This window comes from Streptomyces sp. NPDC004134, from assembly GCF_042874195.1.
Taxonomy (GTDB): Bacteria; Actinomycetota; Actinomycetes; order Streptomycetales; family Streptomycetaceae; genus Streptomyces.
Map to the genome: position 1 here is coordinate 145,043 of NZ_JBIAMS010000005.1, position 26,832 is coordinate 171,874.

Genomic DNA, 26,832 nt, shown 5'->3' on the forward strand with positions numbered 1-26,832 from the left:
GCATGGGTGAGGTCTTCGCTGGGCGGTACGAGCTGATCGATCCGATCGGCCGGGGCGGGGTGGGCGCGGTCTGGCGCGCCTGGGATCACCGGCGACGGCGCTATGTGGCGGCCAAGGTGCTGCAGCAGAGCGACGCGCACACGCTGCTGCGCTTCGTCCGCGAGCAGGCGGTACGCATCGACCACCCGCACGTGCTGGCACCCGCCAGTTGGGCGGCCGACGACGACAAGGTGCTGTTCACGATGGACCTGGTGGGCGGCGGCTCACTGGCCCATCTGATCGGCGACTACGGACCGCTCCCGCCGCGGTTCGTCTGCCTGCTGCTCGACCAACTGCTCGCCGGCCTGGCCGCGGTGCACGGCGAGAACGTCGTGCACCGCGACATCAAACCGGCGAACGTGCTGCTGGAGGCGACCGGCACCGGCCGGCCGCACCTCCGGCTCTCCGACTTCGGCATCTCCATGCGCAAGGGCGAGCCGCGGCTGACCGACACCAACTTCGTCGTCGGGACGCCCGGTTACTTCGCGCCCGAGCAGATGCTGGGCGCGGAGCCCGACTTCCCCGCGGACCTGTTCGCGGTGGGTCTGGTGGCGCTGTACCTGCTGACCGGGGAGCGTCCGGACAGCCAGGCACTGGTGGAGATGTATCTGAAGAACGGCGTGCCGCCGGCTCCCAAGGAGGTGCCGGAGCCGCTGTGGCAGGTGCTCGCGAGCCTGCTGCAGCCGGATCCGGAGCTGCGGTTCCGCACCGCGACGGGTACGCGGAAGGCGCTGGCGGAGGCGGCGGAGCTGCTGCCGGAGCTGGATCCGGCGGAGGAGCCGGTGGAGGTCTTCGACCAGCTCGGGCCGCTGCCGGTGGGGTTCGGGCCGCGAGGTCCGGAGCGAGCGGAGGAACGGGCGGCGGAGGCCGCGCCCGGGCCGGGTGCCGGTACGGGACTCGGTGCAGGACTCGGTGCTGGTGCTGGTACGGGACTCGGTCCCGGTACGGGTACGGGGCCGGCCGGTGACGCAGCGGGCCCGGCGGGGCCCGCTCACGCGCCGGGCGGCACCGGATTCGTACCCCCGCCCCCGCCCCCGCCCGCGGCCGCCGCGCCCGAGCCCGGCCCTGCGGGGCCCGGCACGGCGCACCCGCCCGCGGCAGGGCGGCCCGGCGCGGGCGGCCAGGCCGAGGCGACCAGCTACGGCATCGCGCCGCCGGCCGCGTCGCAGCCGCCGACGCCCACCGCCCCGTACACGACGGCCGCGCCGCAGCCCCATGCCCGGCCGCCGCAGCCCCGGCCCGGCGCCGCGGCGCCGCAACGGCGACCGGGACCGCCCGTGAAGGTGGCGATCCCGGTCGTGGTGCTCGCGGTGCTGCTGATGGCGGTCGGCGTCTGGGCGCTGGCCTCGGGCTGACGCCCGTACGCCCGGCTCCTCTCCTACTGCCGCCAGTTCTGCTGCGGCGGCGGCGGTGGGTACCCGTCACCGTACGGCCGCTCGCCGTACGCGGGACCGGCCGGCCCGCTCCCGTACGCGCCGGGCGCCGTCTGCGTGTCCTCGCCCGCCACCTGCGGACCGCCACCCGCGACCGGCACCGCCCGGCGCCGCGCCAGCAGCGTCCACAGCCCCAGGCCCGCCAGCAGCAGCACGCCCGCGCCGATCCCGGCGATCGCCAGGATCTTCTTCCCGGCACCGTCGCCGTCGCCGTCCGCTCCGGCCGGCGCGCCCTCCGCCGCGCTGTCGCGGTCGTCGTCCGTCACCGCGAACCCGGCCGCCGCCGCGTCCCCGTCGTACGCCGGGCCCGCCTCGGGCTCGCCCTTGATCGTCGTCCGCAGCTCCACCGGCACCGGCCCGTCCGCGAACTCCCCGACCTCCCCGGACACGCTGACGGCGATGTAGTACCAGCCCGCGAAGCCGACGTTGCCCAGCTCGCCGCTGTAGACCGCGTAGCGGTTCTCGTACGCCACCGGCGGGGCCACGGCGGGGATCGCCGCGGGGTCGTCGCCGAAGTACGTCTCGTTCTCGTTGGCGATGAACCCGCGCGCGGGGTTGTAGAAGTCGACGCGCACACCGTTGGAGGCGAACGCCGTCTCGTCGCTCACGGGCGTCGTGCCGAACTCGGTCTGCAGGAAGAGCTGCTGGCCCCAGTCGAGCGGCACCCGGTAGAAGTGCGTGGCGCCCGGCCGGATCTTGTCCGTCCACACGCCGTGGTCGATGGCGATCGCGTCGTTGAACCCGGTGCCGCCCTTGCGCGGCTCGGCCTTGCCGGTCGGCGGGGGCGGGGCCTCGGTGGGGATCGACTGCGGGTCGGGCGGGGTCGTCGGCTCGGCCTTCGCCAGCGGCGGCTCCGCCATGAAGCGCAGCTCGAGCGGCCACTGGGCCGGGCTGGAGGTGGCGTCGCTGACACGGGTGACGATGAGGTTGTAGACGCCGGCCTCCTGGCAGGTGCCGTCGGGCTGGGCCACCCGCCAGACGTAATGCGAGATCGGCCGGGCCGCGCCGTCGGCGGCGAAGTCGACGTCGGAACTGCTGCACCGGTCGCCGCCCTTGCTCTCCAGCTCCAGCTCGATGCCGTCGCCGTACGCGACCTTGGTACCCGGCTTCGGCGCGGCCACGGCGGATATCCAGGCGTTGGACTTCGCGTCGAGCGTGACGCTGTAGTACAGCTTGTCGCCCGGGGCGAGGGAGTCGGTGTAGGTCTTGCCGGCCTCCACCTTCTCGCCGCCGGTGCTGCTCGCGGCGCCCTCGATGGGCTCGGCGTCCTTCGCCGTCCGGTACTCGCCCGCGTCGGCGGGCGAGTTCAGCGGCACGGCTCCCTGCCTGCCGGCCGCCGAAGCCGCCGAAGCGGCCGGAGCCGCCGCCGGGAGCGCGGCCTGCGCCGCCAGCGCGGCCACCGCCAGCGCCGCGGCCGGCCCCGCCATCGTTCGCGTCCTCACCATCCACCCCTTACGCCGTTGCCTGCCGCCGCTTCCGCGGGCGCTTCGCCCGCCGGCCGGCGCTTCCGGTTCCGTACGATCACGAACGCGGCCCCCGCGCCGGCGAGCAGCACGCCACCGGCGATCCCGCCGGCGAGCGGCAGGACGGAGTCCGATGATTCCTCGTCCGCCCCGGCCCGCGCATCCTGCCCGCCGTCCTCGCCGTTCGCGCCGTTCGCTCCGCCGCTCCCGTCGCCGGCGGCGGCCGGTGCCCCGTGCCGTGGCCCCGACTTCTCCTCGCCCAGCACGTCGACGCGCAGCACCACGCCGATGGCCGTGTTCCGCGCGAACCGCGCGGCGTCAGGACCCAGCGAGACCGACAGGTAGTACTCGCCGCCGCGGCGCACGGGCACGACCTCGGTGGCGGTCTCGTAGCGGTTCGTCCAACTGACCGGCACCGTACCGAGGTCGGCGGCGACGGGCTCACCGTAGTAGCTCCGGCTGCTGCTGAACGGTCCTTCGCCGACGAGGGCGCGGCCGGGCGAGTAGAGGTCGGTGGCGGCGAAGCTGGAGACCCCGGCGGCGCCGTCGAGCGTGGGCTCGTTGGCGAACTCGACGCGGTAGCGGAGCTGCTGGCCCCAGCCGACGCCGGTCTTGTAGAACCGTGTCTGCGCGGGCAGCAGTTCGTCGCGCCAGACGCCGGGGCCGATCGCCTTCGCGTCGTTGAAGCCCGTACCGCCGGTGATGTCCTCCGGTTCCGCGGTGGGCAGTTCCGCGCCCTCGTCGCCGGCCGGGCCGTAGTCCGTCTCGGACTGCGCGGGCGTGACGCCGGCGCGCAGCGGCTCCTCCTCGCCGACGGCCAGCTCCAGCGGCCAGCGGGCCCGGTCCGAGCCGGCGGCGCTGGTGCGGTGGACGCTGAGCAGGTAGCGGCCGGCGGCGTCGCAGGGCTCGCCGCCCTCGGCGCTGGGGATGCGGCTGACCGCGCCGGTCAGCGGCTGCGCGCCCTCGTCCTGCCCGAAGTGGGCGTCCCGGGCGTCGCACCGGGTGCCGTGGTCGTCGGTGGCGTGCAGCTCCAGCTCGATGCCGTCGCCGTACGCGACGGGCACACCCGGCTGCGGCACGGCGGTGACGCCGAAGTCGGCGGCGGAGGCGGCGTCCAGCTCGGCGGCGTACCACTTGGTCTCGCCCGCGCCGATGCTGTCGAGGTACTGGCCGGGCGCGACGTCCGCGGCGCCGCCGCGGCGCAGGCCGCCCTCGACCGGGTCGCCGCGGAAGCGGTAGCCGTCGGCGGAGAGGCGGGCGGCGCGCTGGAGCTGGCGGGCGAGCGCGTCGGCGTCGGGGGCGTCGTAGTACGCGCCGTGCCCCTTCTCCGCGATGCACTTCAGCTCGTCGCGGGCCTTGCCGCCGACCTGGAAGCCGACCGTGTCGATGCGCAGGGCGCCGAAGGCGCCGCCGGTCTCGCCGAGTTGCGCCGCGACCTCGCAGGGGTCGGGGGTGCCGCAGGTGTCCTCGCCGTCCGAGACCAGGAGGATCGAGCGGTGGCCGAGGGCCCCTGGCGGGCGCTCGGGGAGGTCCCGGGCGGCCTGCTGGAGCGCGTAGCCGATGGGGGTGTCGCCCTTCGGCTTCACCTCTGCTACGGCGTCCTTGATGCGGCCCCGGTCAAGATCCTCGACGGGCACGGCGAGGCGGGTGTCGGTGCAGCCGCCGGCGCGGTCGGCGCCGTAGACGCGCAGGCCGGTCGGGTAGCCGTCGGGCAGGGCGTCGGCGACGGTGCCGACGGCTTCGCGGGCGGACTCGATCCGGGTGGCGCCGGAGCCGTCGTCGTCGGCCATGGAACCGGAGGAGTCCAGCACCATCACCAGGCCGCCGCCGGTCGGCGCGGGCCCAGCGGGTGCGGCCGGTGCGGCCGGTGCGCCGGGGGCTCCCGGCGCGGCGGTCGCCGCGGAGAGCGGTCCCGCGGTCAGCGCGGCGGTGAGCGCCGCGGCCAGGCCGGCGTACGCGCGCCGTCTCCGGCAGCCGTGGAGTGTGCGTTCCATGACAAGTTCCCCCTCGTTCTCCACCATTTGCTCAAGCACCGTAGAACGTGTGCAGTAGCAAATAACAGGGGGCGGGTGTCACGGTCGTGCAACAGGGCTCCGGTCATGCCGAGGCCCCAGCCGCACCGCCGCGCAAGCGGCGGGGCCGGGGCCCAGAGCCGGCCCGGAACCGGGCGGCCCTGCTCGGAGCTCTCGCGTTCTCAGACGCCCGAAGAGGAGGGCACCGAGTCGGTGGCCTCCGTCCACAGGTCCTGCTCGGCGCGATCCGCCTGGATCTGGCGGTACACGAGAAGCCCGCCCAGAGCGGCCAATGCGATCAGGAACAGCTTCTTCACCGCGACCTCGTCCTTCCAGAGACATTGGACTACGAAGCCCGATGATACACAGCGCGTACGACACCGGAGCCGGGCTCGGGACCGTGGCACTAGGACCGCACTAGGACCTAAGTCCCCGCCCCGTTTCCATCCGTCGCCCGATCCGCACAGCCCTGTCCACCGCGCACGATGGCGGTCATGACCACGCCCGACGCCACCGACACCACCGACGCCGCGGACCCGGCGACCCTCACGAAGACGACCCGTCCGAGCGCGGGCCACCGGTCCCGCGACCCCGCCGCCGCACCGGCCGGTGCCGCGTCCCCGTCCCGGCTCTGGCCGGTGCTGCTCGCCTCGTACATCGGCCAGTTCCTCGTCGTCCTCGACGTCTCCGTCGTGAACGTCGCCCTGCCCAGCATGCGCGACGACCTCGCCCTCAGCGGCAGCGCGCTGCAGTGGGTCGTCAACGGCTACGCCCTCACCTTCGCCGGCTTCCTGCTGCTCGGCGGCCGGCTCTCCGACCTCTTCGGCCCCAAGCGCGTCTACCTCGCCGGACTCGGCCTCTTCGCCGCCGCCAGCCTCGCCGGCGGGCTGGCGCAGAGCGACACCGTGCTCATCACCGCCCGCGCCGCCCAGGGCGTCGGCGCCGCGTTCCTCGCGCCCGTCACCCTCTCCCTGCTGACCCGGGCGCTGCCCGAGGGCGCCGCCCGTACCCGGGCCATCGCCGCCTGGACGGCGGTCGGCGCCGCCGGCGGCGCGACCGGCGGGCTCATCGGCGGCGCGCTCACGGACCTGGCGTCGTGGCGCTGGGTGCTGCTGATCAACGTGCCGATCGGCCTCGCCGTGGGCGCCGTGGTCCTCGTCTGGCTGCGCGAGCAGCGCCGCGACGCCGACCGCCCCGCCCTGGACCTCCCCGGCGCCGTGCTCGTCACCGGCGGCGTCGGCGCCGTGGCGTACGGCATCACCGAGACCGAGTCCGCGGGCTGGACCTCGGGCTCCGCGCTGCTGCCGCTGCTGGCCGGGCTCGCCGCGCTGGCGGGCTTCGTCGCCGTGGAGGCACGCTCCGCGCAGCCGCTGATGCCGCTGCGTCTCTTCCGCATCCGCGCGGTGGCCGTCGGCAACGTCGTCACGCTCGTCAGCATGGTCGGCGCCTTCGCCCTCTGGTACTTCCTCACCCTCTACATGCAGACCGTCCTCGGCTACAGCGCCATCCGCACCGGCCTGGCCTTCCTCCCGCACACCGCCGCGCTCATCGTCGCCTCCCAGTTCGCCCCCCGGCTCTCGGCCCGCTTCGGCATCCGCACGATGACGGTCGTCGGCGGGCTGCTCACGGCCGCCGGGTTCCTGTGGCAGGCGGCGGCGATGGACGCGGACGGCACCTTCGTCTCCGCGATCCTCGGCCCGGCCCTCCCGATGGCCGCGGGCCAGGCCGTCCTGCTGGCGCTGCTCACCGACGTCTCCACCTCCGGCGTCGGCGAGCGGGACGCCGGCGGCGTCTCGGGCCTCGTCAACACCTCGCGCCAGATCGGCGCGGTGCTGGGCCTGGCGATCCTCGGCGCGGTCGCCTCCGCGGGCCACGGCGCCCCCGAGGACGGCTACGCCCGCGCCTTCCTGGCCGCCGGTGTCATCACCGCCGCCTCGATGCTCCTGGTCCCCTTCCTCCCCCGCCCGGGCAAGCGGACCCGGCCCGTCTCCGGGTCCGTAGCCGCATGAGGGCGGCGGCATGACAAAGGCGAAGGGCGCCTCCTCGTCACGAGGAGGCGCCCTTCGCCATTTCCGGTGCGGCTACCAGGACTTGAACCTGGGGCCTCATCCTTATCAGGGATGCGCTCTAACCGACTGAGCTATAGCCGCGCGCTGCACAGAGATTACCCCACCGCCGAGCCGCGGCCCAAATCGATAGCGGGTGTACCCGGCGGGCGCTACTCGTCCTCCGCCAGCGTGACCTCGATGCCGCCGACGAAGCCCGCGGAGAGGTTGTAGATGAACGCGCCCAGCGTCGCCAGCGCCGTGGCGAGGACCACGTCGATCAGCGCCACCACCGCGGTGAACCCGGCCACCCGGGGCAGCGACAGGAACGACTCCAGGTCGAAGCCCGCCGAGTCGTCCGAGCCGGTGGCCTCGCTGATCGTGCCGCCGACCGTGCTGAAGACGCCCATCGCGTCCAGCACCATCCACAGCACCGTCACCGCCACGATCGTGCAGATGCCGAGCGCGATGGAGAGCAGGAAGCTGACCTTCATCACCGACCACGGGTCGGCCTTCGCGATCCGCAGCCGCGCCTTGCGGGTGCGCGGGACGGTGCTGGCGCCGGTACGCGACCTGCGTACCCCGGCGGCCGTCTGCTGGGCCTGCTCGTACGCCTGACCGCCGCGGCCCGCCGGACGCCCCCCGGCCTGCCCGCCGCCGGCCACGCCGGCCGGCGGGGTGTACGCCTGCGGCGGGTGGTGCGGCGCCGGCGGGGCCCCGGGGGCGGCCGTCGGCGGCGGCATCGGGCCCTCGGGGGCGCCGTCGTACGGATACGCATGCGCCTGCGGGTCCTCCGCGCCGCCGACCCCGGCGGCAGCGGAGGCGCCGCGTCTGCGCCCGCGCCGGCCGCCGTGCCCGCCGCCGGCGTCATCCGGACCTGGCGGGGGGTTCGGCTGCGCGTACCCCTCCGCCCTCGCCGGCCCGGCGCCGGCACCCGTGGCTCCACTCACGACCTACTCCTCGCCTTCACCGTCCGCGGCGGGGCCCTGGGCCCCGGCGTCCGTGCTCCCGGCCTCGTCGGCGGCGACGGCGGCGTCGACGGCCTCCTCGACCTCCTCCGCCTCCCGGCCGGCTTCTGCGTTCCGCGCGATGCCGACCACGGCGTCCCGCTTCCCCAGGTTGATCAGTTGGACGCCCATGGTGTCACGGCCCGTTTCCCTGACCTCGTCGACCCGTGTACGGATCACGCCGCCGCCGAGCGTGATGGCGAGGATCTCATCCGACTCCTCCACCACCAGCGCGCCCACCAGCGAACCCCGGTCCTCCACCAGCTTCGCCGCCTTGATGCCGAGGCCACCTCGTCCCTGAACGCGATAGTCGTCCACGTTCGTACGCTTCGCGTAACCGCCGTCGGTGGCGGTGAACACGAACGTACCGGGCCGCACGACATTCATCGAGAGGAGTTCGTCACCCTCGCGGAAGCTCATCCCCTTCACGCCGGAGGTCGCACGGCCCATCGGGCGCAGCGCCTCGTCCGTTGCGGTGAACCGGATCGATTGGGCCTTCCTGCTGACGAGCAGCAGGTCGTCCTCGGGCGAGACCAGCTCGGCGCCGATCACCTCGTCCGGCGAGCCGTCGGGCATCTCCCGCAGGTTGACGGCGATCACGCCGCCCTGGCGGGGCGAGTCGTAGTCCTTGAGCACCGTCTTCTTCACCAGCCCGGCCTTGGTGGCGAGCACCAGGTACGGGGCGGCCGCGTAGTCCCGGATCGCCAGGATCTCCGCGATGTGCTCGTCCGGCTGGAACGCCAGCAGATTCGCGACGTGCTGGCCCTTGGCGTCCCGTCCGGCGTCCGGCAGCTCGTACGCCTTGGCGCGGTACACCCGGCCCTTGTTCGTGAAGAACAGCAGCCAGTGGTGGGTGGTGGAGACGAAGAAGTGGTCGACGATGTCGTCCTCGCGCAGCCTGGCCCCGCGTACGCCCTTGCCGCCGCGCTTCTGCGCGCGGTAGTCGTTCGTCTTCGTCCGCTTCACATAGCCGCCGCGGGTGATCGTGACGACGATGTCCTCCTCGGCGATCAGGTCCTCGATGGACACGTCGCCGTCGAAGGGCACGAGCTGCGTGCGCCGGTCGTTGCCGAACTTCGCGACGATCGCCGCCAGCTCCTCGCTGATGATCTGCCGCTGCCGCTCGGGGGAGGCGAGGATCGCGTTGTACTCGTCGATCTTCGCCTGCAGCTCGTCGTGCTCCGCGGTGATCTTCTGCCGCTCCAGGGCGGCCAGCCGGCGGAGCTGCATCTCCAGGATCGCGTTCGCCTGGATCTCGTCGATCTCCAGCAGGTCCATCAGGCCCCTGCGGGCCACGTCGACCGTCTGGGAGGCCCGGATCAGCGCGATGACCTCGTCGATGGCGTCCAGCGCCTTCAGCAGGCCGCGCAGGATGTGCGCCCGCTCCTCGGCCTTGCGCAGCCGGAAGGTGGTGCGGCGGACGATGACGTCGATCTGGTGCTCCACCCAGTGGCGGATGAAGGCGTCCAGCGACAGCGTGCGCGGCACGCCGTCGACGAGGGCGAGCATGTTCGCGCCGAAGTTCGTCTGCAGGTCGGTGTGCTTGTAGAGGTTGTTCAGCACGACCTTCGCGACGGCGTCCCGGCGCAGCACGATGACCAGCCGCTGGCCCGTACGCGACGAGGTCTCGTCCCGTACGTCGGCGATGCCCGTCAGCCGGCCGTCCTTCACCCCGTCGGCGATCTTCTGCGCGAGGTTGTCGGGGTTGACCTGGTACGGCAGCTCGGTGACCACCAGGCACTGCCGGTCCTGGATCTCCTCGACCTCGACCACCGCGCGCATCGGGATCGAGCCGCGGCCGGTGCGGTACGCCTCCTCGATGCCCTTGCGGCCGACGACCAGCGCGCCGCTGGGGAAGTCGGGGCCCTTGATGCGCTCCAGGAGGGCTTCGAGCAGCTCGTCGTTGGACGCGTGGGGGTGCTCCAGGTACCACTGCACCCCCTCGGCGACCTCGCGCAGGTTGTGCGGCGGGATGTTCGTCGCCATGCCGACCGCGATCCCCGCCGAGCCGTTGATCAGCAGGTTCGGGAAGCGGGCGGGCAGGACGGAGGGCTCCTGGGAGCGGCCGTCGTAGTTGTCCCCGAAGTCGACGGTCTCCTCGTCGATGTCGCGGAGCATCTCCATGGCGAGCTGCGCCATGCGGCACTCGGTGTAGCGCATGGCGGCGGCCGGGTCGTTGCCCGGGGAGCCGAAGTTGCCGTTGCCGTCGACGAGCGGCATCCGCATCGACCAGGGCTGGGCCAGCCGCACCAGGGCGTCGTAGATCGCCGAGTCGCCGTGCGGGTGGTAGTTGCCCATGACGTCGCCGACGACGCGCGCGCACTTGAAGTACCCGCGCTCCGGGCGGTAGCCGCCCTCGTACATCGAGTACAGGACGCGGCGGTGCACGGGCTTCAGGCCGTCGCGGATGTCCGGCAGCGCACGCGAGACGATGACGCTCATCGCGTAGTCGAGATAACTGCGCTGCATCTCCGTCTCGAGCGAGACGGCGTCCACGCGCAGCACGATGCCGCCGTCTTCGCCCTCGCCGTCCGGCTGCGGGTCGGGGTTCTGGGGAGTGAGCTCGTCGGCCATTGCGGGTCTTTTCTACCTTTTCGAAGAGGTCTCGAAGGCGGTCGGTCGCACCCGGGCGGGGACCCCGGGAAACCCGGGCGGTGGGGGCCGCCCGGGCGGGGCCGACTCAGATGTCGAGGAAGCGGACGTCCTTGGCGTTGCGCTGGATGAACGAGCGGCGCGCCTCGACGTCCTCGCCCATGAGCACGGAGAACAGATCGTCGGCCGCGGCGGCGTCGTCGAGCGTCACCTGGCGCAGGACGCGGTGCGCCTGGTCCATGGTGGTGATCCGCAGCTCCTCCGCGTTCATCTCGCCCAGGCCCTTGAAGCGCTGGATCGAGTCGTCCCTGATCCGCTTGCCCTGCGAGCGGCCCAGCGCGATGAGCTGGTCCCGCTCGCGGTCGGAGTAGGCGTACTCGAACTCGTCCCTGGTCCACTTGATCTTGTACAGCGGCGGCTGGGCCAGGAAGACGTGCCCGCCCTCGATCAGCGGGCGCATGAAGCGGAACAGCAGCGTCAGCAGCAGGGTCTGGATGTGCTGGCCGTCGACGTCCGCGTCGGCCATCAGCACGATCTTGTGATAGCGCAGCTTGGAGAGGTCGAAGTCCTCGTGGATGCCGGTGCCGAACGCCGAGATCAGCGCCTGCACCTCGGTGTTCTGCAGCACCCGGTCGATCCGGGCCTTCTCCACGTTCAGGATCTTGCCGCGGATCGGGAGGATCGCCTGGTACCGCGGGTTGCGGCCGGACTTCGCCGAGCCGCCCGCGGAGTCGCCCTCCACGATGAAGATCTCGCACTTGGACGGGTCGTTGGACTGGCAGTCGCTCAGCTTGCCCGGCAGCGACGCGGTCTCCAGCAGCCCCTTGCGCCGCGTCAGGTCGCGCGCCTTGCGGGCGGCCACGCGGGCCGTCGCCGCCTGGATGGACTTGCGGACGATGTCCGCGGCCTCGTTCGGGTTCCGGTCGAGCCAGTCCGTCAGGTGCTCGTGCGTGACCTTCTGCACGAAGGTCTTCGCCTCCGTGTTACCCAGCTTGGTCTTCGTCTGGCCCTCGAACTGGGGCTCGCCCAGCCGGACCGAGATGATCGCCGTCAGGCCCTCGCGGATGTCCTCGCCGGTGAGGTTGTCGTCCTTCTCGCGGAGCAGCTTCTTGTCGCGCGCGTACCGGTTGATCAGCCCGGTCAGCGCGGCCCGGAAGCCCTCCTCGTGCGTGCCGCCCTCGTGGGTGTGGATGACGTTCGCGAAGCTGTACACGCCCTCGCTGTACTGCGTGTTCCACTGCATCGCGATCTCGACCGACATCAGCCGCTCGGTGTCCGCGGCCTCGAAGTCGATCACCGAGGGGTGCACCGGCTCGCCCTTGCGCGAGTTCAGGTGGCGTACGAAGTCGGAGATGCCGCCCTCGTAGTGGTACGTGACGCTGCGGGCCTTGTCCTCGTCCTCGTCGCCCGCGGTGTCCGCGCCCGAGGTCTGCTTGGCCGCCGCCCGCTCGTCGGTGAGCGAGATGGTCAGCCCCTTGTTCAGGAACGCCATCTCCTGGAAGCGGCGCGACAGCGTCTCGAACGAGTAGTCCGTCGTCTCGAAGACGTCGCCGTCCGCCCAGAACGTGACCGTGGTGCCGGTCTCGTCCGTCTCCTCGTTCCGCGCCAGCGGCTCGGTCGGGATGCCCAGCTTGTAGTCCTGCGTCCAGCGGTGGCCGTCGGTCTTGACCTCCACCGACAGCCGGGTCGAGAGCGCGTTCACGACCGAGACGCCGACGCCGTGCAGACCGCCGGAGACCGCGTAGCCGCCGCCGCCGAACTTGCCGCCGGCGTGCAGGACGGTCAGCACGACCTCCACCGCCGGCTTGTTCTCCGACGGCACGATGCCCACGGGGATGCCGCGGCCGTTGTCGACGACGCGCACGCCGCCGTCGGCGAGCAGCGTCACCTCGATCGTGTCCGCGTGGCCGGCCATCGCCTCGTCCACCGAGTTGTCCACGACCTCCTGCACCAGGTGGTGCAGACCGCGCTCACCGGTCGAGCCGATGTACATGCCCGGGCGCTTGCGTACGGCGTCGAGGCCCTCGAGAACGGTGATCGCGTTCGCGTCGTACGCCGCGTCCTCGACGGCCTCCGCCTCCGCACGGACGTGGGCCCGTGCGGCCTCAGCGGCCGCCTCCGCGGCGCCGTCGGCGCCTGGAGACACGTTCTCGCTGGCAGGGATGTTCTCGTTGGAGTTGCCGGAATCGGCCACGAAGCGCCCTTTCTGGCACAGCACGGGCCACTCTCCTGGCTGAGCGGGAGCGGCCGCGTCGTTGTTGGTCAGCGTGTTCCGCAAGTGGGCGGGTTGCTCCCAGTCTACCGGTAGCCCAGGACAGAATGGCGGTTTGCAGGTGCCTGAACCCGCATGTGGCGCCCTGAACATCTGCCCGCCGAGGGGGGCTGCACACACCGGGGCCTGCAGAGCCTCTGAGCGCCACTCAGCGCTTCGGGGCGTCAACCATCAGCTACTGTGACCGACCTCACTCCATCACAGGTTTACCGCCGGGGTTCAGCAGAAGGTACGGGCCTACCCGTACGTGTCCCCGGGGCCCTGGCTCCCCGGCGCCCGCAGCGGACCGAAGCGCCGCCCGCCGCCCCCGGGACCCACCACTTTGATCAGCTTCACGGTGCCGTGGCCGAGCTCCTCGTTGAGCCGCGCCACCAACTGCGGTGCCAGCAGCCGCAACTGCGTCGCCCACGCCGTGGAGTCGCACGTCACCACGAGCACCCGCTCCTGCTCGTCGTACCGCTCGGGCGCGCAGTGCTGCGCCACCTCGGGACCGACGAGCTGCGGCCAGCGGCCCATCACGCCGCCCACCGCCGCCGGCGCCTCCCAGCCGCGCTCGGTGATCAGCCTGCTCACCGCGGCACCCAGCGGCAGCGGATCGCGGCCGTCGGCGCGGGCGCCCGAGCGCAGCCCGCCGCCGCGGCGGGCCTGCCGGCGCTGCTGCGCCGCCGCACCCCGCGCCCGGGCCTCCGCCCGCGCCGCCCGCAGGGCCACGCGCGCCAGGTCGACCCCGGAGGGCTCGGGAGCGGCGGGGGACTCCGCGGTCCCGGAGTCCGCGGCGGCGCTCTCGGGGCGTACGGGCTCCTCGCTCATCCGCGCTCCACCCGCCCGTCGGCCACCGTGAACCGCGCCCCCGCCAGCGCTCCCGGCACGTCCTCCGCCACCGCCGCCGTCACGAGCACCTGCTCGCCGGGCGCCACCAGCTCCGCCAGCCGCTCCCGCCGCCGCGCGTCCAGCTCCGCGAACACGTCGTCCAGCACCAGCACCGGCTCCCCGCCGCCCTCGCCGCGCAGCAGCTCGTACGACGCGAGCCGCAGCGCCAGCGCGTACGACCACGACTCCCCGTGCGACGCATAGCCCTTCGCCGGCAACTCGCCCAGCTTCAGCACCAGATCGTCGCGGTGCGGACCGACCAGCGTCACGCCCCGCTCGATCTCCTGCTTGCGCGCCTCCGCCATCGCCTCCAGCAGCAGCTCCGCGAACTCCTCGCGCGTACGCGCCTCCGCGAACCGCCCGCCCGCCGGCGACCTGTACTCGAACGCCGTCGGCCCGGCGCCCGGCGCCACCTGCTCGTACGCCTTGTCCACCAGCGGCTGCAGCACCGCGATCAGCTCCAGCCGCTGCGCCAGCAGCTCCGCCCCGGCCCGCGCCAGATGCTGATCCCACACGTCCAGCGTCGACAGGTCGAGCTGCCGCCCGCCGTGCCGCCGCGCCATCGCGGCCGTCTTCAGCAGCGTGTTGCGCTGCTTGAGCACCCGGTCGTAGTCGCTGCGCACCCCGGCCAGCCGCGGCGCCCGCGCCGTGATCAGCTCGTCGAGGAAGCGGCGCCGCTGGTCCGGGTCGCCCTTGACCAGCGCCAGGTCCTCCGGCGCGAACAGCACGGAACGCAGCACGCCCAGCACGTCGCGCGGCCGCACCTGCGACGAGCGGTTCAGCCGCGCCCGGTTCGCCTTGCCCGGGTTCAGCTCCAGCTCCACGAGCTGCTGCCGGCCGTCCTGCGTCACCGCGGCCCGTACCACCGCACGCGCCGCGCCCATGCGCACCAGCGGCGCGTCCGCGGACACCCGGTGGCTGCACAGCGTCGCGAGATAGCCGACGGCCTCGACCAGGTTCGTCTTGCCCTGGCCGTTCGGCCCGACGAAGGCCGTCACCCCCGGGTCGAGGGGCACCTCCGCCCGCTCGTACGAGCGGAAGTCGGCCAGCGAGAGATGAGTCACGTGCATGGCCCGACGCCGACCTCCCCAGGCACTCGGCCGATTCAGCTTCGATTCAGCTTGGGCGAAGAGCGGGCCGGCGCTCCCGGCGGCCGCCCGGCAGAGCTACTTCTCCTCCTTGACCGCGTGGCCGCCGAACTGGTTCCGCAGTGCGGCGATCATCTTCATCTGCGGCGAGTCGTCCTGGCGCGAGGCGAACCGGGCGAAGAGCGAGGCCGTGATGGCCGGCAGCGGCACCGCGTGGTCGATCGCCGCCTCCACGGTCCACCGGCCCTCGCCGGAGTCCTCCGCGTACCCGCGGAGCTTGCCCAGGTGCTCGTCGTCGTCCAGCGCCCGGACCGCCAGGTCCAGCAGCCAGGAGCGGATGACCGTGCCCTCCTGCCAGGAGCGGAAGACCTCGCGCACGTCGGTGACCGAGTCCGCGGCCTCCAGCAGCTCCCAGCCCTCGGCGAAGGCCTGCATCATCGCGTACTCGATGCCGTTGTGGACCATCTTCGCGAAGTGCCCCGCGCCGACCTTGCCGGCGTGGACGGCGCCGAACTCGCCCTCCGGCTTCAGCGCGTCGAAGACCGGCTGCACCCGCGCCACGTGCTCGGCGTCGCCGCCGTACATCAGCGCGTAGCCGTTCTCCAGGCCCCACACGCCCCCGGAGACGCCGCAGTCCACGAAGCCGATGCCCTTCGCACCCAGCTCCTCGGCGTGCTTCTCGTCGTCCGTCCAGCGCGAGTTGCCACCGTCCACGAGCACGTCGCCGGGCTGCAGCAGCTCGGCCAGCCCGTCGACGGTCGACTGGGTGGCCGCGCCCGCGGGCACCATCACCCACACCACACGCGGGGCGGGCAGCGCGTCCACAAGCTCCCGCAGGCTGTGGACATCGGCTCTGTCCGGGTGGTGGTCGTACCCCACGACGGTGTGGCCCGCGCGCCGGATGCGCTCACGCATGTTCCCGCCCATCCGGCCGAGACCCACAAGACCGAGCTCCATCACTGCCCCTTCGTCCGTCTGTGCGTCCTCTATCGGGTCCGAGCCTACGCCGGACCTCAGCCGCTCAGCCGCACGGGCATGATCAGGTACTTGTACGCCTCGTCCGCCTCGGCGTCGAGCGCAGGCTTGCCGCTGAGCAGCGCCGGCTTCGTCGACGTCGTGAACGAGAGCTGCGCCGCGGGCGAGTCGATCGCGCTCAGCCCGTCGAGGAGGAACAGCGGGTTGAAGGCGATCGAGATGTCGTCGCCCTCCAACTGCGCGTCCACCCTTTCCACAGCCTGTGCGTCGTCGCTCGACCCGGCCTCCAGGGTCAGCACGCCCTGCTCGAAGCTCAGCCGCACCGGCGTGTTCCGCTCGGCCACCAGCGCCACGCGCTTGACGGCCTCGACGAACGGCGGGGTCTCGATGACCGCCACCGAGTTGAACTCCGTGGGGAACAGCGTGCGGTACTTCGGCAGGTCGCCCTCGATCAGCCGCGTCGTCGTCCGCCGGCCGGCGCCCTCGAAGCCGATCAGGCCCTCGCCCGCACCGGCGCCCGACAGCGCGAGCGTCACGATGTCGCCGCTGGTCAGCGATTTGGCCGTGTCCAGGAGCGTCTTGGCGGGGACGAGCGCCACCGAGGAGGCGTCGGCGGTCTCCGGCTTCCACAGGAACTCGCGGACCGCGAAGCGGTACCGGTCGGTGGAGGCCAGCGTGACCGTGTCGCCCTCGATCTCGATGCGCACGCCCGTGAGCACCGGCAGGGTGTCGTCCCGGCCGGCGGCGATGGCGACCTGCGCGACGGCGGCGGCGAAGACCTCGCCGGAGACCGTGCCGGTCGCGGTCGGCATCTCGGGCAGCGTCGGATACTCCTCCACAGGCAGGGTGTGGAGTGTGAATCGCGAGGAGCCGCAGACCACGGTGACCCGGACGCCCTCGGTGGAGATCTCCACAGGCCGGTTGGGAAGTGCCCGCGAGATGTCGGCGAGCAGCCGCCCGGAGACGAGGACCGTGCCGTCCTCCTCCACGTCCGCCTCGACGGAGACGCGGGCGGACACCTCGTAGTCGAAGCCGGAGAGGCTGAGCGTCCCGCCGTCCGCGCCGTCGGCCTTCAGCAGCAGTCCGGCGAGCACCGGCGCGGGCGGCCGGGCCGGGAGGCTGCGCGCTGCCCACGCCACTGCCTCCGCGAGTACGTCGCGCTCCACCCGGATCTTCACGGAGACCGCCTCCTGGTGCTCTCGGCCCTTGCCGGCTCGGTTGGTGTGGGGGACCAGTCTGACGCACGGCACCGACACAGGGGGCAGGTCGGGGTCAACTCGTCGCTGCCGCCCCTGGAGGCCGTCGACCGCACTTGTGCACAGGCCCCGCTTCGAAGCGGATTCCGAGCTAGCTACGTGTAGAGGTAGTAGTAGGGGCTGTGGAAACCGTGGAAAACCCTGTCTGCGCAGGTCAGACCGCGAATTTTGCCCACAGGCGGGTTGGGGACGAAGAGTGGATAACCCGCTGTTCCTGTGGACGATGCCCGGCTGTACACAGGCCGTTCACAGGCGGGGGCCACTTAGCCACAGCTCCATCCCCAAAGTTACCCGGGTTTCTGCACAGCCAATCCCGCCTCTCGGTGTGACGGCTTTCACTCGACCCGGTGAAGGGGCGCGTTGCGTTGCCGAACAGTGGACAAACTTGTGGACAGGCTGTGTACAGAGCGGGGTTTTCTGTGGGTGAGTGGTCTTCCGCGGTGGACAGCGCTCGGCGCCGATCGGGCCGGCGGTGGGTGTCCACAGGTTGTGGGCAACGCTCGCCCACAAATCCACACCCCGATGAGCTGCGCGGACGCGAGTTGTCCAGACCGCGTCCACACCCGCCCGTGGGTAACTCGCCGATCCCCAGGGTGTGGACGGCGGAAAAGCCGGCGAGGTGTGGAGAAGTGCCTGGTCAGGCCCGGGAATCGAACAGCGGGCGGGGGCTCGGCTGTTCGGGTACGCGCCGGGGGCGGCCGGACGCGTACGGAAGACCTGTGCAGAACCGGCCGCCGGAGGACGCGTGGGGCCCCGGGAGGCGCTGTGGAGCGGCGCGGGGCGGGATGTGGGACGTACGGAACGGCGGCGGGGCCGCTAGCTGTTCTTGATGCGGTTGGTCAGCTCGGTGACCTGGTTGTAGATCGAGCGCCGCTCGGCCATCAGCGCCCGGATCTTGCGGTCCGCGTGCATGACCGTGGTGTGGTCCCGGTTGCCGAACTGGGCGCCGATCTTCGGCAGGGAGAGGTCCGTCAGCTCCCGGCACAGGTACATGGCGATCTGGCGCGCGGTGACCAGCACGCGGCTGCGGGAGGAGCCGCACAGGTCCTCCACCGTCAGCCCGAAGTAGTCGGCGGTGGCGGCCATGATGGCGGCCGCGGTGATCTCCGGGGCCGCGTCCTCGCCGCCGGGGATGAGGTCCTTCAGCACGATCTCGGTGAGCCCGAGGTCCACCGGCTGCCGGTTGAGCGAGGCGAAGGCCGTGACCCGGATCAGGGCGCCCTCCAGCTCGCGGATGTTGCGGGAGATCCGGGAGGCGATGAACTCCAGCACCTCCGGCGGGGCGTTCAACTGCTCCTGGACCGCCTTCTTCCGCAGGATCGCGATCCGGGTCTCCAGCTCCGGCGGCTGCACGTCGGTGATCAGGCCCCACTCGAAGCGGTTGCGGAGCCGGTCCTCCAGGGTGATCAGTTGCTTGGGCGGCCGGTCGCTGGAGAGCACGATCTGCTTGTTGGCGTTGTGCAGCGTGTTGAAGGTGTGGAAGAACTCCTCCTGCGTCGACTCCTTGCTCGCCAGGAACTGGATGTCGTCGACCAAAAGGATGTCCATGTCGCGGTAGCGCTTGCGGAACGTGTCCGCCTTGCCGTCGCGGATGGAGTTGATGAACTCGTTGGTGAACTCCTCGGAGCTCACGTACCGCACCCGGGTGCCGGGGTAGAGGCTGCGGGCGTAGTGGCCGATGGCGTGCAGCAGGTGAGTCTTGCCCAGGCCGGACTCGCCGTAGATGAAGAGCGGGTTGTACGCCTTGGCCGGGGCCTCGGCGACGGCCACCGCGGCGGCGTGCGCGAAGCGGTTGGAGGCGCCGATGACGAACGTGTCGAAGAGGTACTTCGGGTTCAGCCGCGCGGTCGGCTCGCCGGGTCCCGTGGCCGGGGCGGGCTGGGCGGCGAGCGGGCCGGGCGCGCCGCTGGGCACGGGCAGCTCGACGTTCCCCATGGCCTGCACCATCGGCGGGATCGGGGCGCCGGAGGGGCTGTGACCGCCGGGGTGGCCCGCTGTGTGGCCTCCCGCGTGCCCGCCGGGGTGGGCCCCAGGGTGCGCGTACCGGTCGTGGGCGGGGCGCTGCGCGAGGTGGTCGTGGGCCGAGTAGAAGTCGGTGCCGTCGGTCCCGGCCGCGGTGTCCGGCTGGGCGCCGGGCGGGCCCGGGTGGTGGTCGGCGCGGGGCCAGGCGGCCGGCGCCGGGCGCGGCTGGGCGTACTCGGGGTACGTCGGGGCGGCGGTGGGGAGGCGGTCGTCCCCGGGCGCCGGGCGGCTGTACGCGTCGTACGGCGGCTCGGGCAGCGGCCCGCCGTGGCCCTGGTGCGGCGGCTGATGGCTCTGGTGGGTCTGGTGCGTGGGCTGCGCGGCGGTGTGCGGCAGCGGCAGGTGCGGGGCGCCGGGGTGCGCGGCCTGCTCGTGCGCCGGCGGCTGCGGACCCTGCTGGGGACGGGGTACGTGCGGGCCGTGCCCGCCCGGCTCGGGGGCCGGCTGCGGCGGCGGGGCCTGCTGCGGCTGCCTCGACTCCGGCTCGCCGGGGCTGACGGTGACGGCCAGGCCGATGGGCTGGTGGCAGGCGTGGCTCAGCGCATCGGTGATCTTGGAGGCGAGGCGGCCCTCGAAGACGCCCTTCGCGTACTCGTTGGGCACGGCCAGCACCGCGGTCCCGGCGACCAGGACGAGCGGCTGGCAGTCGTGCAGCCAGCGGTGGTCCTTGGCCTCGATGCCCTGGTCGTCCGCGAGCAGCCGCTCGAGCACGCGTGGCCACACTGCAGCGAGATCGGCAGGCAGGTCGGCCACGGGTCACGCTCTTTCAGGTCACGGCAGGTCACGAAGGTGTGATCTCGGGACGGGTGGGATGGATCCGCGCAAGGGTCGGAAGTCCAGCCACGGTAGTCACGCCGAGCTGCCCCATTCAAGTCGCTGTCCACAGGCTGTGCACAGTGTCCTGTGGCGTGTCGGCCGTACAGGGCGGGTTTGACCGGACGGCGGCTGCCCGCGTACCGTATCGAGGTCGAGATGTCGACGGCTGCTGCCGCCTGCCTCCGATCAGTCTCAGGCCGCGACAGTGATCATGTCACGTGTCGGGCGATGACGAGCCGGCTCGAGGGCGCACGGTGGCAGCCGTTCGGCGCCTAACCACCCGTGACGAATCTTCTGGAGCCCCCGAGTGAGCAAGCGCACTTTCCAGCCGAACAACCGCAAGCGTGCCAAGACGCACGGCTTCCGGCTGCGTATGCGTACCCGCGCCGGCCGTGCCATCGTCACGGCCCGTCGCAACAAGGGCCGCGCACGCCTGTCCGCCTGACCCCTTGGTGTGCTCGTGCTGCCCGCTGAGCACCGGCTGCGGCGGCGCGAGGACTTCGCCCGAGCGGTACGCCGCGGACGACGGGCCGGCCGCCCGCTGCTCGTCGTCCATCTGAACAGCGGCGGTGACCCGCATGCCGCCGGGGAGGACGCCTCCCCGACGCGTGCGGGTTTCGTCGTCAGCAGGGCCGTCGGACCGGCGGTCGCGCGCAACCTCGTCAAGCGTCGCCTGCGTCATCTCCTACGGGATCGGTTGGATCTGCTGCCCGCAGGTAGCCTGGTGGTCGTACGGGCGCTGCCTGGCGCCGCGGAGGCCGGCTACGACCGGCTGCGCGATGACCTGGACGCAGCGCTGGGGCGGTTGCTGGGAAGGGCGCCGCGATGAAGTATCCGCTGCTTTGGTTGATCAAGCTGTACCAGTGGACCATCAGCCCGCTGCTGGGGCCGGTCTGCAAGTACTACCCGTCGTGCTCGCACTACGGCTATGAGGCGATCAGGCTGCACGGTGCGGTCAAAGGCACGGGCCTGACCGCCTGGCGCATCCTGCGCTGCAACCCGTGGTCGCTCGGCGGGGTCGATCACGTTCCGCCCCGCAAGCATCCGGTCTGGCACCAGCGGCTGCGCAGCCGCCTGGGCAAGACGCAGCCCAAGGCCCAAGGAGCCTGATTCGTGGACACGGTCCTCAAACCTCTCTATATCGCCGTTTCCTGGATCATCGTCCAGTTCCACTCGCTGTTCAGCCTGGTCTTCGACCCGGCCAGCGGCTGGGCGTGGGGGCTGTCCATCGTGGCGCTGGTGGTCGTCATCCGGATCGCGTTGATCCCGCTGTTCGTGAAGCAGATCAAGGCGACGCGGAACATGCAGGTGCTCCAGCCGAAGATGAAGGCGATCCAGGAGCGCTACAAGAGCGACAAGCAGCGCCAGTCCGAGGAGATGATGAAGCTGTACCGGGAGACGGGTACCAACCCGCTCTCGAGCTGTCTTCCGATCCTCGCCCAGTCACCGTTCTTCCTGGCGCTCTTCCAGGTGCTGAACAAGATCGCCGGCAACAACGAGGTCGGCGTCCTCAACGCCTCGCAGGTCGCGGAGGCCCGGCAGGCCCACGTCTTCGGTGCCCCGATCGCGGCGAAGTTCATGGACAGCGCCGGCAAGGTGGAGAGCCTCGGCGCCACGCTCGCCGATGTGCGGGTCGTCACCGTCATCATGATCGTGCTGATGTCGGGTTCGCAGTTCTACACGCAGCGTCAGCTCATGACGAAGAACGTCGACCTCACGGTCAAGACGCCGTTCATGCAGCAGCAGAAGATGCTGATGTACATCTTCCCGATCATGTTCGCCGTCTTCGGCATCAACTTCCCGGTCGGCGTCCTGATCTACTGGCTGACCACCAACGTCTGGTCCATGGGCCAGCAGATGTACGTGATCAAGCGGAACCCCACGCCGGGCAGCAAGTCCTACGCGCACCTGCTGGAGCGCATGCAGAAGCACGTCATCGACCGCGGCGGCGTGCGCGGCCGCCGCGACCGCTACGTCGTCAAGCAGATGGTCGCCAAGGGCAAGGACCGCAACGAGGACGAGCGGAAGTTCGTCTCCGCGCTCGCCAAGCACGACCTGCTGCCCCAGGCGGACGGCACCATCGTCAAGAGCGAGACGCCGCTGGCGGACGCCAAGCCCGGCAGCGGCGACCCCAGCCGGCGGCAGCAGCCGAAGCGGCAGTCGAAGTCCCAGCGCCGCAGCCATGCCCAGTCCGGCGGCTCCGGCCAGGACCAGGAGGGCGCGGACGACGCCGCGGGGTCCGAGGACAAGAAGCCCGCGTCGAGCGCCGCGAAGAAGAAGGCGGGCGGCTCATCCGGCCGCGGCGGTGCGGGTGGCAACGCCCGTAACGGGAAGTCCGGTCAGCGCAAGGGGCCGCAGCGGCCCAAGCACCCGTCGAAGAAGTAAGAAGGAGTCCCCACGTGACGGACACCGCGTCCGCGACCGGCGAAACCGGTTCGGAGATCGAGGCCCAGCCCGAGCAGCCCGAGGCCACGGCCGAGGACGTCCTGACGCGCCTGGAGCAGGAAGGCGAGATCGCCGCCGACTATCTGGAGGAGCTGCTCGACATCGCAGACCTCGACGGCGACATCGACATGGACGTCGAGGGCGGCCGGGCCTCGGTGTCGATCATCGGCGAAGGGTCGTCGGACCGCCACCTGCAGAAGCTGGTGGGGCGCGAAGGCGAGGTGCTGGAGGCGCTGCAGGAGCTGACCCGGCTGGCCGTGCACCGGGAGACGGGTGACCGCAGCCGGCTGATGCTGGACATCGCGGGGTTCCGGGCGCGCAAGCGCGAGGAGCTGACCGAGCTCGGCACCGAGGCCGTCGAGCGGGTCAAAGAGAGCGGTGAGCCGGAGAAGCTGCGGCCGATGTCGCCGTTCGAGCGCAAGGTGGTGCACGACGCGGTGAAGGCCGCGGGGCTGCGCAGCGAGTCGGAGGGCGAGGAGCCCGAGCGGCGCGTGGTCGTACTCCCGGCCTGACCGGAACGTAGCTGCTGCTCCACCCCTGGGCCGGTTGATCCGACCGGCCCAGACCGCTCCCCTGCCCCTGCCGTCGCCCGCCTGCCCGCCCGTGCTCCAGCGAGAGGACGTTCCCGTGTCCGAAGTTGCGGATCTGCCGCCGGCGCCGGAAGCCGCCGACAAGGTCTTCGGCGGTGCCCTTCCGGACGCGGTGCGCTACGCCGAGCTGCTGGCCGACACGGCGGTGACCCGCGGGCTGATCGGCCCGCGGGAGGTCCCCCGGCTGTGGGAGCGGCACCTGCTGAACTGCGCGGTGCTCGCCGAAGTGGTGCCCGACGGCGTCGCGGTCTGCGACGTGGGCTCGGGCGCCGGCCTGCCGGGCATCCCCCTGGCTCTCGTCCGTCCCGACCTGCGGATCACGCTGCTGGAGCCGCTGCTGCGGCGTACCCGGTTTCTGCAGGAGGTCACCGAGCTGCTTGGGCTGGAGCAGCAGGTGACCGTCGTCCGCGGCCGGGCCGAGGAGGTCCTCGGCACGCTGGAGCCCGTGCATGTGGTCACCGCGCGGGCGGTGGCCCCGCTGGACCGGCTGGCCGGCTGGGGCGTTCCCCTGCTGCGCCCGTACGGCGAGATGCTGGCGCTCAAGGGCGAGAGCGCCGAGGAAGAACTGCGCGCCTCGAAGGCCGCGCTGCACAAGCTCGGCGTGACGGAGACCGAGATCGTGCAGGTCGGAGCCGATGTAGTGGACCCGCCGGCGACCGTCGTGCGGGCCGTGGTGGGCGAGAGTCCCGGGGGCGTGCGCTTCGCCGCCAAGCGGGCCCGCGCCGCTCGTAAGGGCGGTCGCGGCGGGCACGGCCGACGCCGTTAGTCTGCTCGTATCCGAAAGAGGGCCGATCGGTCCATTAAAGCCGCCTACCGTACATACACCGGAGTGTCGCTGCGGTGGTGCCCGCGGGGCTGTGCATCGTGTTTCACGTGAAACATCGTTCGTTGCTCCCCGGGATCCTCAGCCGAGGACGCGGTGCCCTAGAGGCCCGCGAGTCGGCTGTGGATAAGGAATCATCCACAGGAGAACGGGCCTCGCTGGTTCGCGACCCCGAAAGCATGGCAGGCTCTGTGCAGTGCGAGTCTGAAGTCGAGGAGAGTGAATCCTTGCGGTCCGACGCCAATGTCGCGGGGCCGATGGCCGATCCGGTCCCCGGTCCCCGCTCCGAATCGGCGGATGTTTCACGTGAAACACCGCCTCCCATGGACGACACTCCGATCGGCCGTGCCGCTCAACTCGCCGTAGAGGCGCTCGGGCGGGCCGGCCAGGGTCTGCCGCGCCCCGAGCAGACCCGGGTGATGGTCGTCGCCAACCAGAAGGGCGGGGTCGGTAAGACCACCACCACGGTCAATCTGGCGGCCTCACTGGCCCTCCACGGGGCCCGGGTGCTGGTCGTCGACCTCGATCCGCAGGGCAATGCCTCGACCGCACTGGGCGTCGACCACCACGCGGAGGTGCCGTCGGTCTACGACGTGCTGGTGGAGGCCAGGCCGCTGGCCGAGGTGGTGCAGCCGGTCCCCGATGTCGAGGGGCTGTTCTGTGCGCCGGCGACCATCGATCTCGCGGGCGCGGAGATCGAGTTGGTCTCGCTGGTAGCACGCGAGAGCCGGCTGAAGCGCGCGATCGACGCCTACGAGCAGCCGTTGGACTACATCTTCATCGACTGCCCGCCCTCGCTCGGCCTGTTGACCGTCAACGCCATGGTGGCGGGCAACGAGGTGCTCATCCCCATCCAGTGCGAGTACTACGCGCTGGAGGGGCTGGGCCAACTGCTCCACAACGTCGACCTGGTGCGCGGGCATCTCAACCCCCGGCTCCACGTGTCGACGATCCTCCTCACGATGTACGACGGGAGGACGCGGCTGGCCTCCCAGGTGGCGGACGAGGTCCGCGGCCACTTCGGCAACGAGGTGCTGAGGACCAGCATCCCGCGCTCGGTGCGTATCTCCGAGGCACCGAGCTACGGACAGACGGTCCTCACCTACGATCCCGGGTCGAGCGGCTCGCTCTCCTATCTGGAGGCGGCCCGTGAGATGGCCCTGCGCGGTATGCCCAGACAGGGCGAAGCTCATCACGAGCGGCACGACGGAGGGGCTCAGTGACGGAACGACGCAGAGGGCTGGGTCGCGGGCTGGGGGCTCTGATCCCCGCCGCTCCCACTCCCGCCGATGACTCGGGACCGCTGGTCGGCGGCGCCACCATGTCGCCGGGAGCGGTGCCGGTCATAGTGTCGGAGCGGGCGCCGCAGCCCGAGCCTGAGGGGTACGAGGAGCAGGTGCCGCCGGAGCACGCCTACGAGGCGCCGCCGGCCGTCGAGGGTGCCGCGGACAGCGGCGAAGTGGCCGGTGCGCACTTCGCCGAGGTTCCGCTGGACGCCATCACGCCGAACCCGCGGCAGCCCCGTGAGGTATTCGACGAGGACTCCCTCGCCGAACTGGTCACCTCCATCCAGGAGGTCGGGCTCCTCCAGCCGGTCGTCGTCCGCCGGCTGGGCTCGGACCGCTATGAGCTGGTCATGGGTGAGCGCCGCTGGCGTGCCTGCCGCGAGGCGGGCATGGAGCGGATTCCCGCGATCGTCCGCGCCACGGACGACGAGAAGCTCCTCCTGGACGCGCTGCTCGAGAACCTGCATCGAGCACAGCTCAACCCGCTGGAAGAGGCCGCCGCCTACGACCAGTTGCTGCGGGACTTCGAGTGCACGCACGACCAGCTCGCCGACCGGATCGGCCGCTCCCGTCCCCAGGTCTCCAACACGCTGCGGCTGCTGCGGCTCTCGCCGCCCGTCCAGCGGCGGGTGGCGGCCGGGGTGATCTCGGCGGGCCATGCGCGGGCGCTGCTGTCCGTGGAGGACGCCAGCGAGCAGGATCGGCTGGCGCATCGCATCGTGGCCGAGGGGCTGTCGGTGCGGGCCGTCGAGGAGATCGTGACCCTGATGGCGTCGGAGCCCAAGACCGGGCGCCGGCCGAAGGCGCCACGGGCGGGCAACCGGATGTCTCCGGCGCTGACCGATCTGGCGTCCCGGCTCTCCGACCGCTTCGAGACCCGGGTGAAGGTCGACCTGGGGCAGAAGAAGGGGAAGATCGTCGTCGAGTTCGCCTCGATAGAGGATCTGGAGCGCATCCTCGGGTCGATGGCGCCCGGCGAGGGCAGGGTGCTGGAGAAGAAGCTGAGCGACGAGGACGCCGACGAGGACGAGTGACCCCCTCCCGTCGATCCCCACGAGACAGGCCGCGGATGGAATCCGCGGCCTGTTTTGTCGTCTCCGGATACGATGCATACGGGTATCGAGGGGGATGCCGGTGAAGGAGAGGATCGGGCTGCATGGGGCGAAGGCTCGTACCGCTCACCCTGGACAATCTCCCGGACTTCCCCCGGCGATGCCGCTCGTGTGTCTTCTGGGAGCTGGATCCCGTCAGCGGTGAAGCGGCCGCCAAGTCCGGGCATCCGGAGCGGGAGAAGGAAGCCTGGATCTCCTCCGTTCTGCTGGAGTGGGGTTCCTGCGGCCGGGTCCTCTACGTCGACGATGTGCCGGCCGGGTTCGTGATGTACGCCCCGCCCGCCTACGTGCCCCGCTCCTTGGCCTTCCCGACGAGCCCGGTGTCGGCGGACGCCGTCCAGCTCATGACCGCGTGGCTGAACCCGGGATATCAGGGGCAGGGCCTGGGCCGGACCCTCGTCCAGACCGTCGCGAAGGATCTGCTGCGCCGGGGCGTCAAAGCCGTCGAGGCGTTCGGAGACGCGGCCTGGAAGGAGCCCGCGTGCGTGCTGCCGGCGGACCATCTGGTCGCGGTCGGCTTCAAGACCGTACGGCCCCACTACCGCCATCCCCGGATGCGGCTGGAGCTGCGCTCCGCGATCTCCTGGAAGGAGGACGTGGAGCTGGCGCTCGACAAGCTACTCGGCGGCGCACGCAAGGATCCGGTGCTGCGGCCGCTCTGACCCGCGTCCCGGCACGACGAAGGG

The 26,832-nt window shown here is 71.8% G+C and carries 22 protein-coding genes and 1 tRNA gene; 11 read left to right on the plus strand and 12 right to left on the minus strand.

From position 1 onward, the window contains the following. The first annotated feature begins 2 nt into the window (after positions 1 to 2). A complete protein-coding gene (locus ACFYVJ_RS09415; RefSeq protein ID WP_388888160.1) occupies positions 3 to 1,394 on the plus strand; it encodes a serine/threonine-protein kinase in 1,392 nt (463 codons plus the stop codon). A 23-nt stretch (positions 1,395 to 1,417) separates the two neighbouring features. Here ACFYVJ_RS09415 and ACFYVJ_RS09420 read toward each other — a convergent pair whose 3' ends face one another. The 3 genes from ACFYVJ_RS09420 to ACFYVJ_RS09430 all read right to left on the minus strand — a co-directional run bounded on the left by ACFYVJ_RS09420 (position 1,418) and on the right by ACFYVJ_RS09430 (position 5,264). After that, a complete protein-coding gene (locus tag ACFYVJ_RS09420; protein WP_388888163.1) occupies positions 1,418 to 2,917 on the minus strand; it encodes a hypothetical protein in 1,500 nt (499 codons plus the stop codon). Beyond that, positions 2,911 to 4,929: a VWA domain-containing protein gene (locus ACFYVJ_RS09425; protein ID WP_388888166.1), complete on the minus strand. Its 2,019-nt coding sequence runs from the start codon at positions 4,927 to 4,929 to the stop codon at positions 2,911 to 2,913. The genes ACFYVJ_RS09420 and ACFYVJ_RS09425 overlap by 7 nt, the downstream gene beginning before the upstream one ends. Positions 4,930 to 5,129: 200 nt before the next feature. Next, on the minus strand, positions 5,130 to 5,264 hold the full coding sequence (locus tag ACFYVJ_RS09430) for a DLW-39 family protein (RefSeq protein WP_018838829.1): 135 nt from the start codon (positions 5,262 to 5,264) through the stop codon (positions 5,130 to 5,132). Positions 5,265 to 5,441: 177 nt separating this feature from the next. On the opposite strand from ACFYVJ_RS09430, the gene ACFYVJ_RS09435 reads away from it, so the two are divergent. Then, positions 5,442 to 6,956 carry an MFS transporter gene (locus ACFYVJ_RS09435; protein WP_388888168.1) on the plus strand — a complete coding sequence of 505 codons (1,515 nt, stop codon included), beginning with the start codon at positions 5,442 to 5,444 and terminating at the stop codon, positions 6,954 to 6,956. A 67-nt stretch (positions 6,957 to 7,023) separates the two neighbouring features. Here ACFYVJ_RS09435 and ACFYVJ_RS09440 read toward each other — a convergent pair. The 9 genes from ACFYVJ_RS09440 to dnaA all read right to left on the minus strand — a co-directional run bounded on the left by ACFYVJ_RS09440 (position 7,024) and on the right by dnaA (position 19,827). Continuing rightward, positions 7,024 to 7,097, minus strand: a tRNA-Ile gene (locus tag ACFYVJ_RS09440). 68 nt (positions 7,098 to 7,165) lie between these two features. After that, on the minus strand, positions 7,166 to 7,942 hold the full coding sequence (locus tag ACFYVJ_RS09445) for a DUF3566 domain-containing protein (protein WP_388888172.1): 777 nt from the start codon (positions 7,940 to 7,942) through the stop codon (positions 7,166 to 7,168). A 3-nt stretch (positions 7,943 to 7,945) separates the two neighbouring features. After that, entirely contained in the window at positions 7,946 to 10,573 is a 2,628-nt protein-coding gene (gyrA, locus tag ACFYVJ_RS09450; protein ID WP_388888174.1) for a DNA gyrase subunit A, read from the minus strand. Between the two features lie 106 nt (positions 10,574 to 10,679). After that, positions 10,680 to 12,809 (minus strand): DNA topoisomerase (ATP-hydrolyzing) subunit B, encoded by a 2,130-nt coding sequence (gene gyrB, locus ACFYVJ_RS09455; RefSeq protein ID WP_388888176.1) that lies wholly within the window; start codon positions 12,807 to 12,809, stop codon positions 10,680 to 10,682. Between the two features lie 291 nt (positions 12,810 to 13,100). Then, positions 13,101 to 13,673, minus strand: a complete 573-nt coding sequence (locus ACFYVJ_RS09460) for a DUF721 domain-containing protein (RefSeq protein ID WP_388888178.1) — start codon at positions 13,671 to 13,673, stop codon at positions 13,101 to 13,103. Further along, entirely contained in the window at positions 13,670 to 14,803 is a 1,134-nt protein-coding gene (gene recF / locus ACFYVJ_RS09465) for a DNA replication/repair protein RecF (RefSeq protein ID WP_388888180.1), read from the minus strand. The genes ACFYVJ_RS09460 and recF overlap by 4 nt, the downstream gene beginning before the upstream one ends. A gap of 96 nt (positions 14,804 to 14,899) precedes the next feature. Next, positions 14,900 to 15,811, minus strand: coding sequence for a phosphogluconate dehydrogenase (NAD(+)-dependent, decarboxylating) (gene gnd, locus ACFYVJ_RS09470; RefSeq protein ID WP_388888576.1), 912 nt, complete (start codon positions 15,809 to 15,811; stop codon positions 14,900 to 14,902). Between the two features lie 23 nt (positions 15,812 to 15,834). Then, positions 15,835 to 16,974: a DNA polymerase III subunit beta gene (gene dnaN, locus ACFYVJ_RS09475; RefSeq protein WP_388888181.1), complete on the minus strand. Its 1,140-nt coding sequence runs from the start codon at positions 16,972 to 16,974 to the stop codon at positions 15,835 to 15,837. Between the two features lie 894 nt (positions 16,975 to 17,868). Then, on the minus strand, positions 17,869 to 19,827 hold the full coding sequence (dnaA, locus tag ACFYVJ_RS09480) for a chromosomal replication initiator protein DnaA (protein WP_388888183.1): 1,959 nt from the start codon (positions 19,825 to 19,827) through the stop codon (positions 17,869 to 17,871). 370 nt (positions 19,828 to 20,197) lie between these two features. Here dnaA and rpmH point away from each other — a divergent pair, with 370 nt between their 5' ends. The 9 genes from rpmH (at position 20,198) to ACFYVJ_RS09525 (ending at position 26,808) form a co-directional block, all read left to right on the plus strand. Further along, complete coding sequence (gene rpmH / locus ACFYVJ_RS09485; protein WP_027741629.1) at positions 20,198 to 20,335, plus strand: 50S ribosomal protein L34; 138 nt, start codon at positions 20,198 to 20,200, stop codon at positions 20,333 to 20,335. Between the two features lie 15 nt (positions 20,336 to 20,350). After that, positions 20,351 to 20,719 carry a ribonuclease P protein component gene (gene rnpA / locus ACFYVJ_RS09490; protein WP_047020124.1) on the plus strand — a complete coding sequence of 123 codons (369 nt, stop codon included), beginning with the start codon at positions 20,351 to 20,353 and terminating at the stop codon, positions 20,717 to 20,719. Beyond that, a complete protein-coding gene (gene yidD / locus ACFYVJ_RS09495; protein ID WP_018838819.1) occupies positions 20,716 to 21,000 on the plus strand; it encodes a membrane protein insertion efficiency factor YidD in 285 nt (94 codons plus the stop codon). Before rnpA ends, yidD begins: the two co-directional genes overlap by 4 nt. A 3-nt stretch (positions 21,001 to 21,003) precedes the next feature. Continuing rightward, the gene (yidC, locus tag ACFYVJ_RS09500) at positions 21,004 to 22,275 is read left to right on the plus strand and encodes a membrane protein insertase YidC (RefSeq protein ID WP_388888188.1); all 1,272 of its coding nucleotides are present in this window, start codon (positions 21,004 to 21,006) and stop codon (positions 22,273 to 22,275) included. A gap of 56 nt (positions 22,276 to 22,331) precedes the next feature. Then, a complete protein-coding gene (locus ACFYVJ_RS09505; RefSeq protein ID WP_101426451.1) occupies positions 22,332 to 22,847 on the plus strand; it encodes a R3H domain-containing nucleic acid-binding protein in 516 nt (171 codons plus the stop codon). A 115-nt stretch (positions 22,848 to 22,962) separates the two neighbouring features. Then, positions 22,963 to 23,691 (plus strand): 16S rRNA (guanine(527)-N(7))-methyltransferase RsmG, encoded by a 729-nt coding sequence (gene rsmG, locus ACFYVJ_RS09510; protein ID WP_047016799.1) that lies wholly within the window; start codon positions 22,963 to 22,965, stop codon positions 23,689 to 23,691. Between the two features lie 236 nt (positions 23,692 to 23,927). Then, positions 23,928 to 24,971 carry a ParA family protein gene (locus ACFYVJ_RS09515; protein ID WP_388888191.1) on the plus strand — a complete coding sequence of 348 codons (1,044 nt, stop codon included), beginning with the start codon at positions 23,928 to 23,930 and terminating at the stop codon, positions 24,969 to 24,971. After that, positions 24,968 to 26,068, plus strand: coding sequence for a ParB/RepB/Spo0J family partition protein (locus tag ACFYVJ_RS09520; RefSeq protein ID WP_388888194.1), 1,101 nt, complete (start codon positions 24,968 to 24,970; stop codon positions 26,066 to 26,068). Before ACFYVJ_RS09515 ends, ACFYVJ_RS09520 begins: the two co-directional genes overlap by 4 nt. Positions 26,069 to 26,190: 122 nt before the next feature. Next, positions 26,191 to 26,808, plus strand: coding sequence for a GNAT family N-acetyltransferase (locus tag ACFYVJ_RS09525; protein WP_101423432.1), 618 nt, complete (start codon positions 26,191 to 26,193; stop codon positions 26,806 to 26,808). The last annotated feature ends 24 nt before the right edge of the window (positions 26,809 to 26,832 follow it).

Excerpts from the sequence above, each read along its gene's own strand:
- ACFYVJ_RS09525 (WP_101423432.1), top strand. The coding sequence starts at position 26,191 with ATGGGGCGAAGGCTCGTACCGCTCACCCTGGACAATCTCCCGGACTTC.
- ACFYVJ_RS09460 (WP_388888178.1), bottom strand. The coding sequence starts at position 13,673 with ATGAGCGAGGAGCCCGTACGCCCCGAGAGCGCCGCCGCGGACTCCGGG.
- ACFYVJ_RS09435 (WP_388888168.1), top strand. The coding sequence starts at position 5,442 with ATGACCACGCCCGACGCCACCGACACCACCGACGCCGCGGACCCGGCG.
- recF (WP_388888180.1), bottom strand. The coding sequence starts at position 14,803 with ATGCACGTGACTCATCTCTCGCTGGCCGACTTCCGCTCGTACGAGCGG.
- gyrA (WP_388888174.1), bottom strand. The coding sequence starts at position 10,573 with ATGGCCGACGAGCTCACTCCCCAGAACCCCGACCCGCAGCCGGACGGC.
- ACFYVJ_RS09515 (WP_388888191.1), top strand. The coding sequence starts at position 23,928 with ATGGCAGGCTCTGTGCAGTGCGAGTCTGAAGTCGAGGAGAGTGAATCC.
- yidD (WP_018838819.1), top strand. The coding sequence starts at position 20,716 with ATGAAGTATCCGCTGCTTTGGTTGATCAAGCTGTACCAGTGGACCATC.
- ACFYVJ_RS09425 (WP_388888166.1), bottom strand. The coding sequence starts at position 4,929 with ATGGAACGCACACTCCACGGCTGCCGGAGACGGCGCGCGTACGCCGGC.
- ACFYVJ_RS09420 (WP_388888163.1), bottom strand. The coding sequence starts at position 2,917 with ATGGTGAGGACGCGAACGATGGCGGGGCCGGCCGCGGCGCTGGCGGTG.
- ACFYVJ_RS09415 (WP_388888160.1), top strand. The coding sequence starts at position 3 with ATGGGTGAGGTCTTCGCTGGGCGGTACGAGCTGATCGATCCGATCGGC.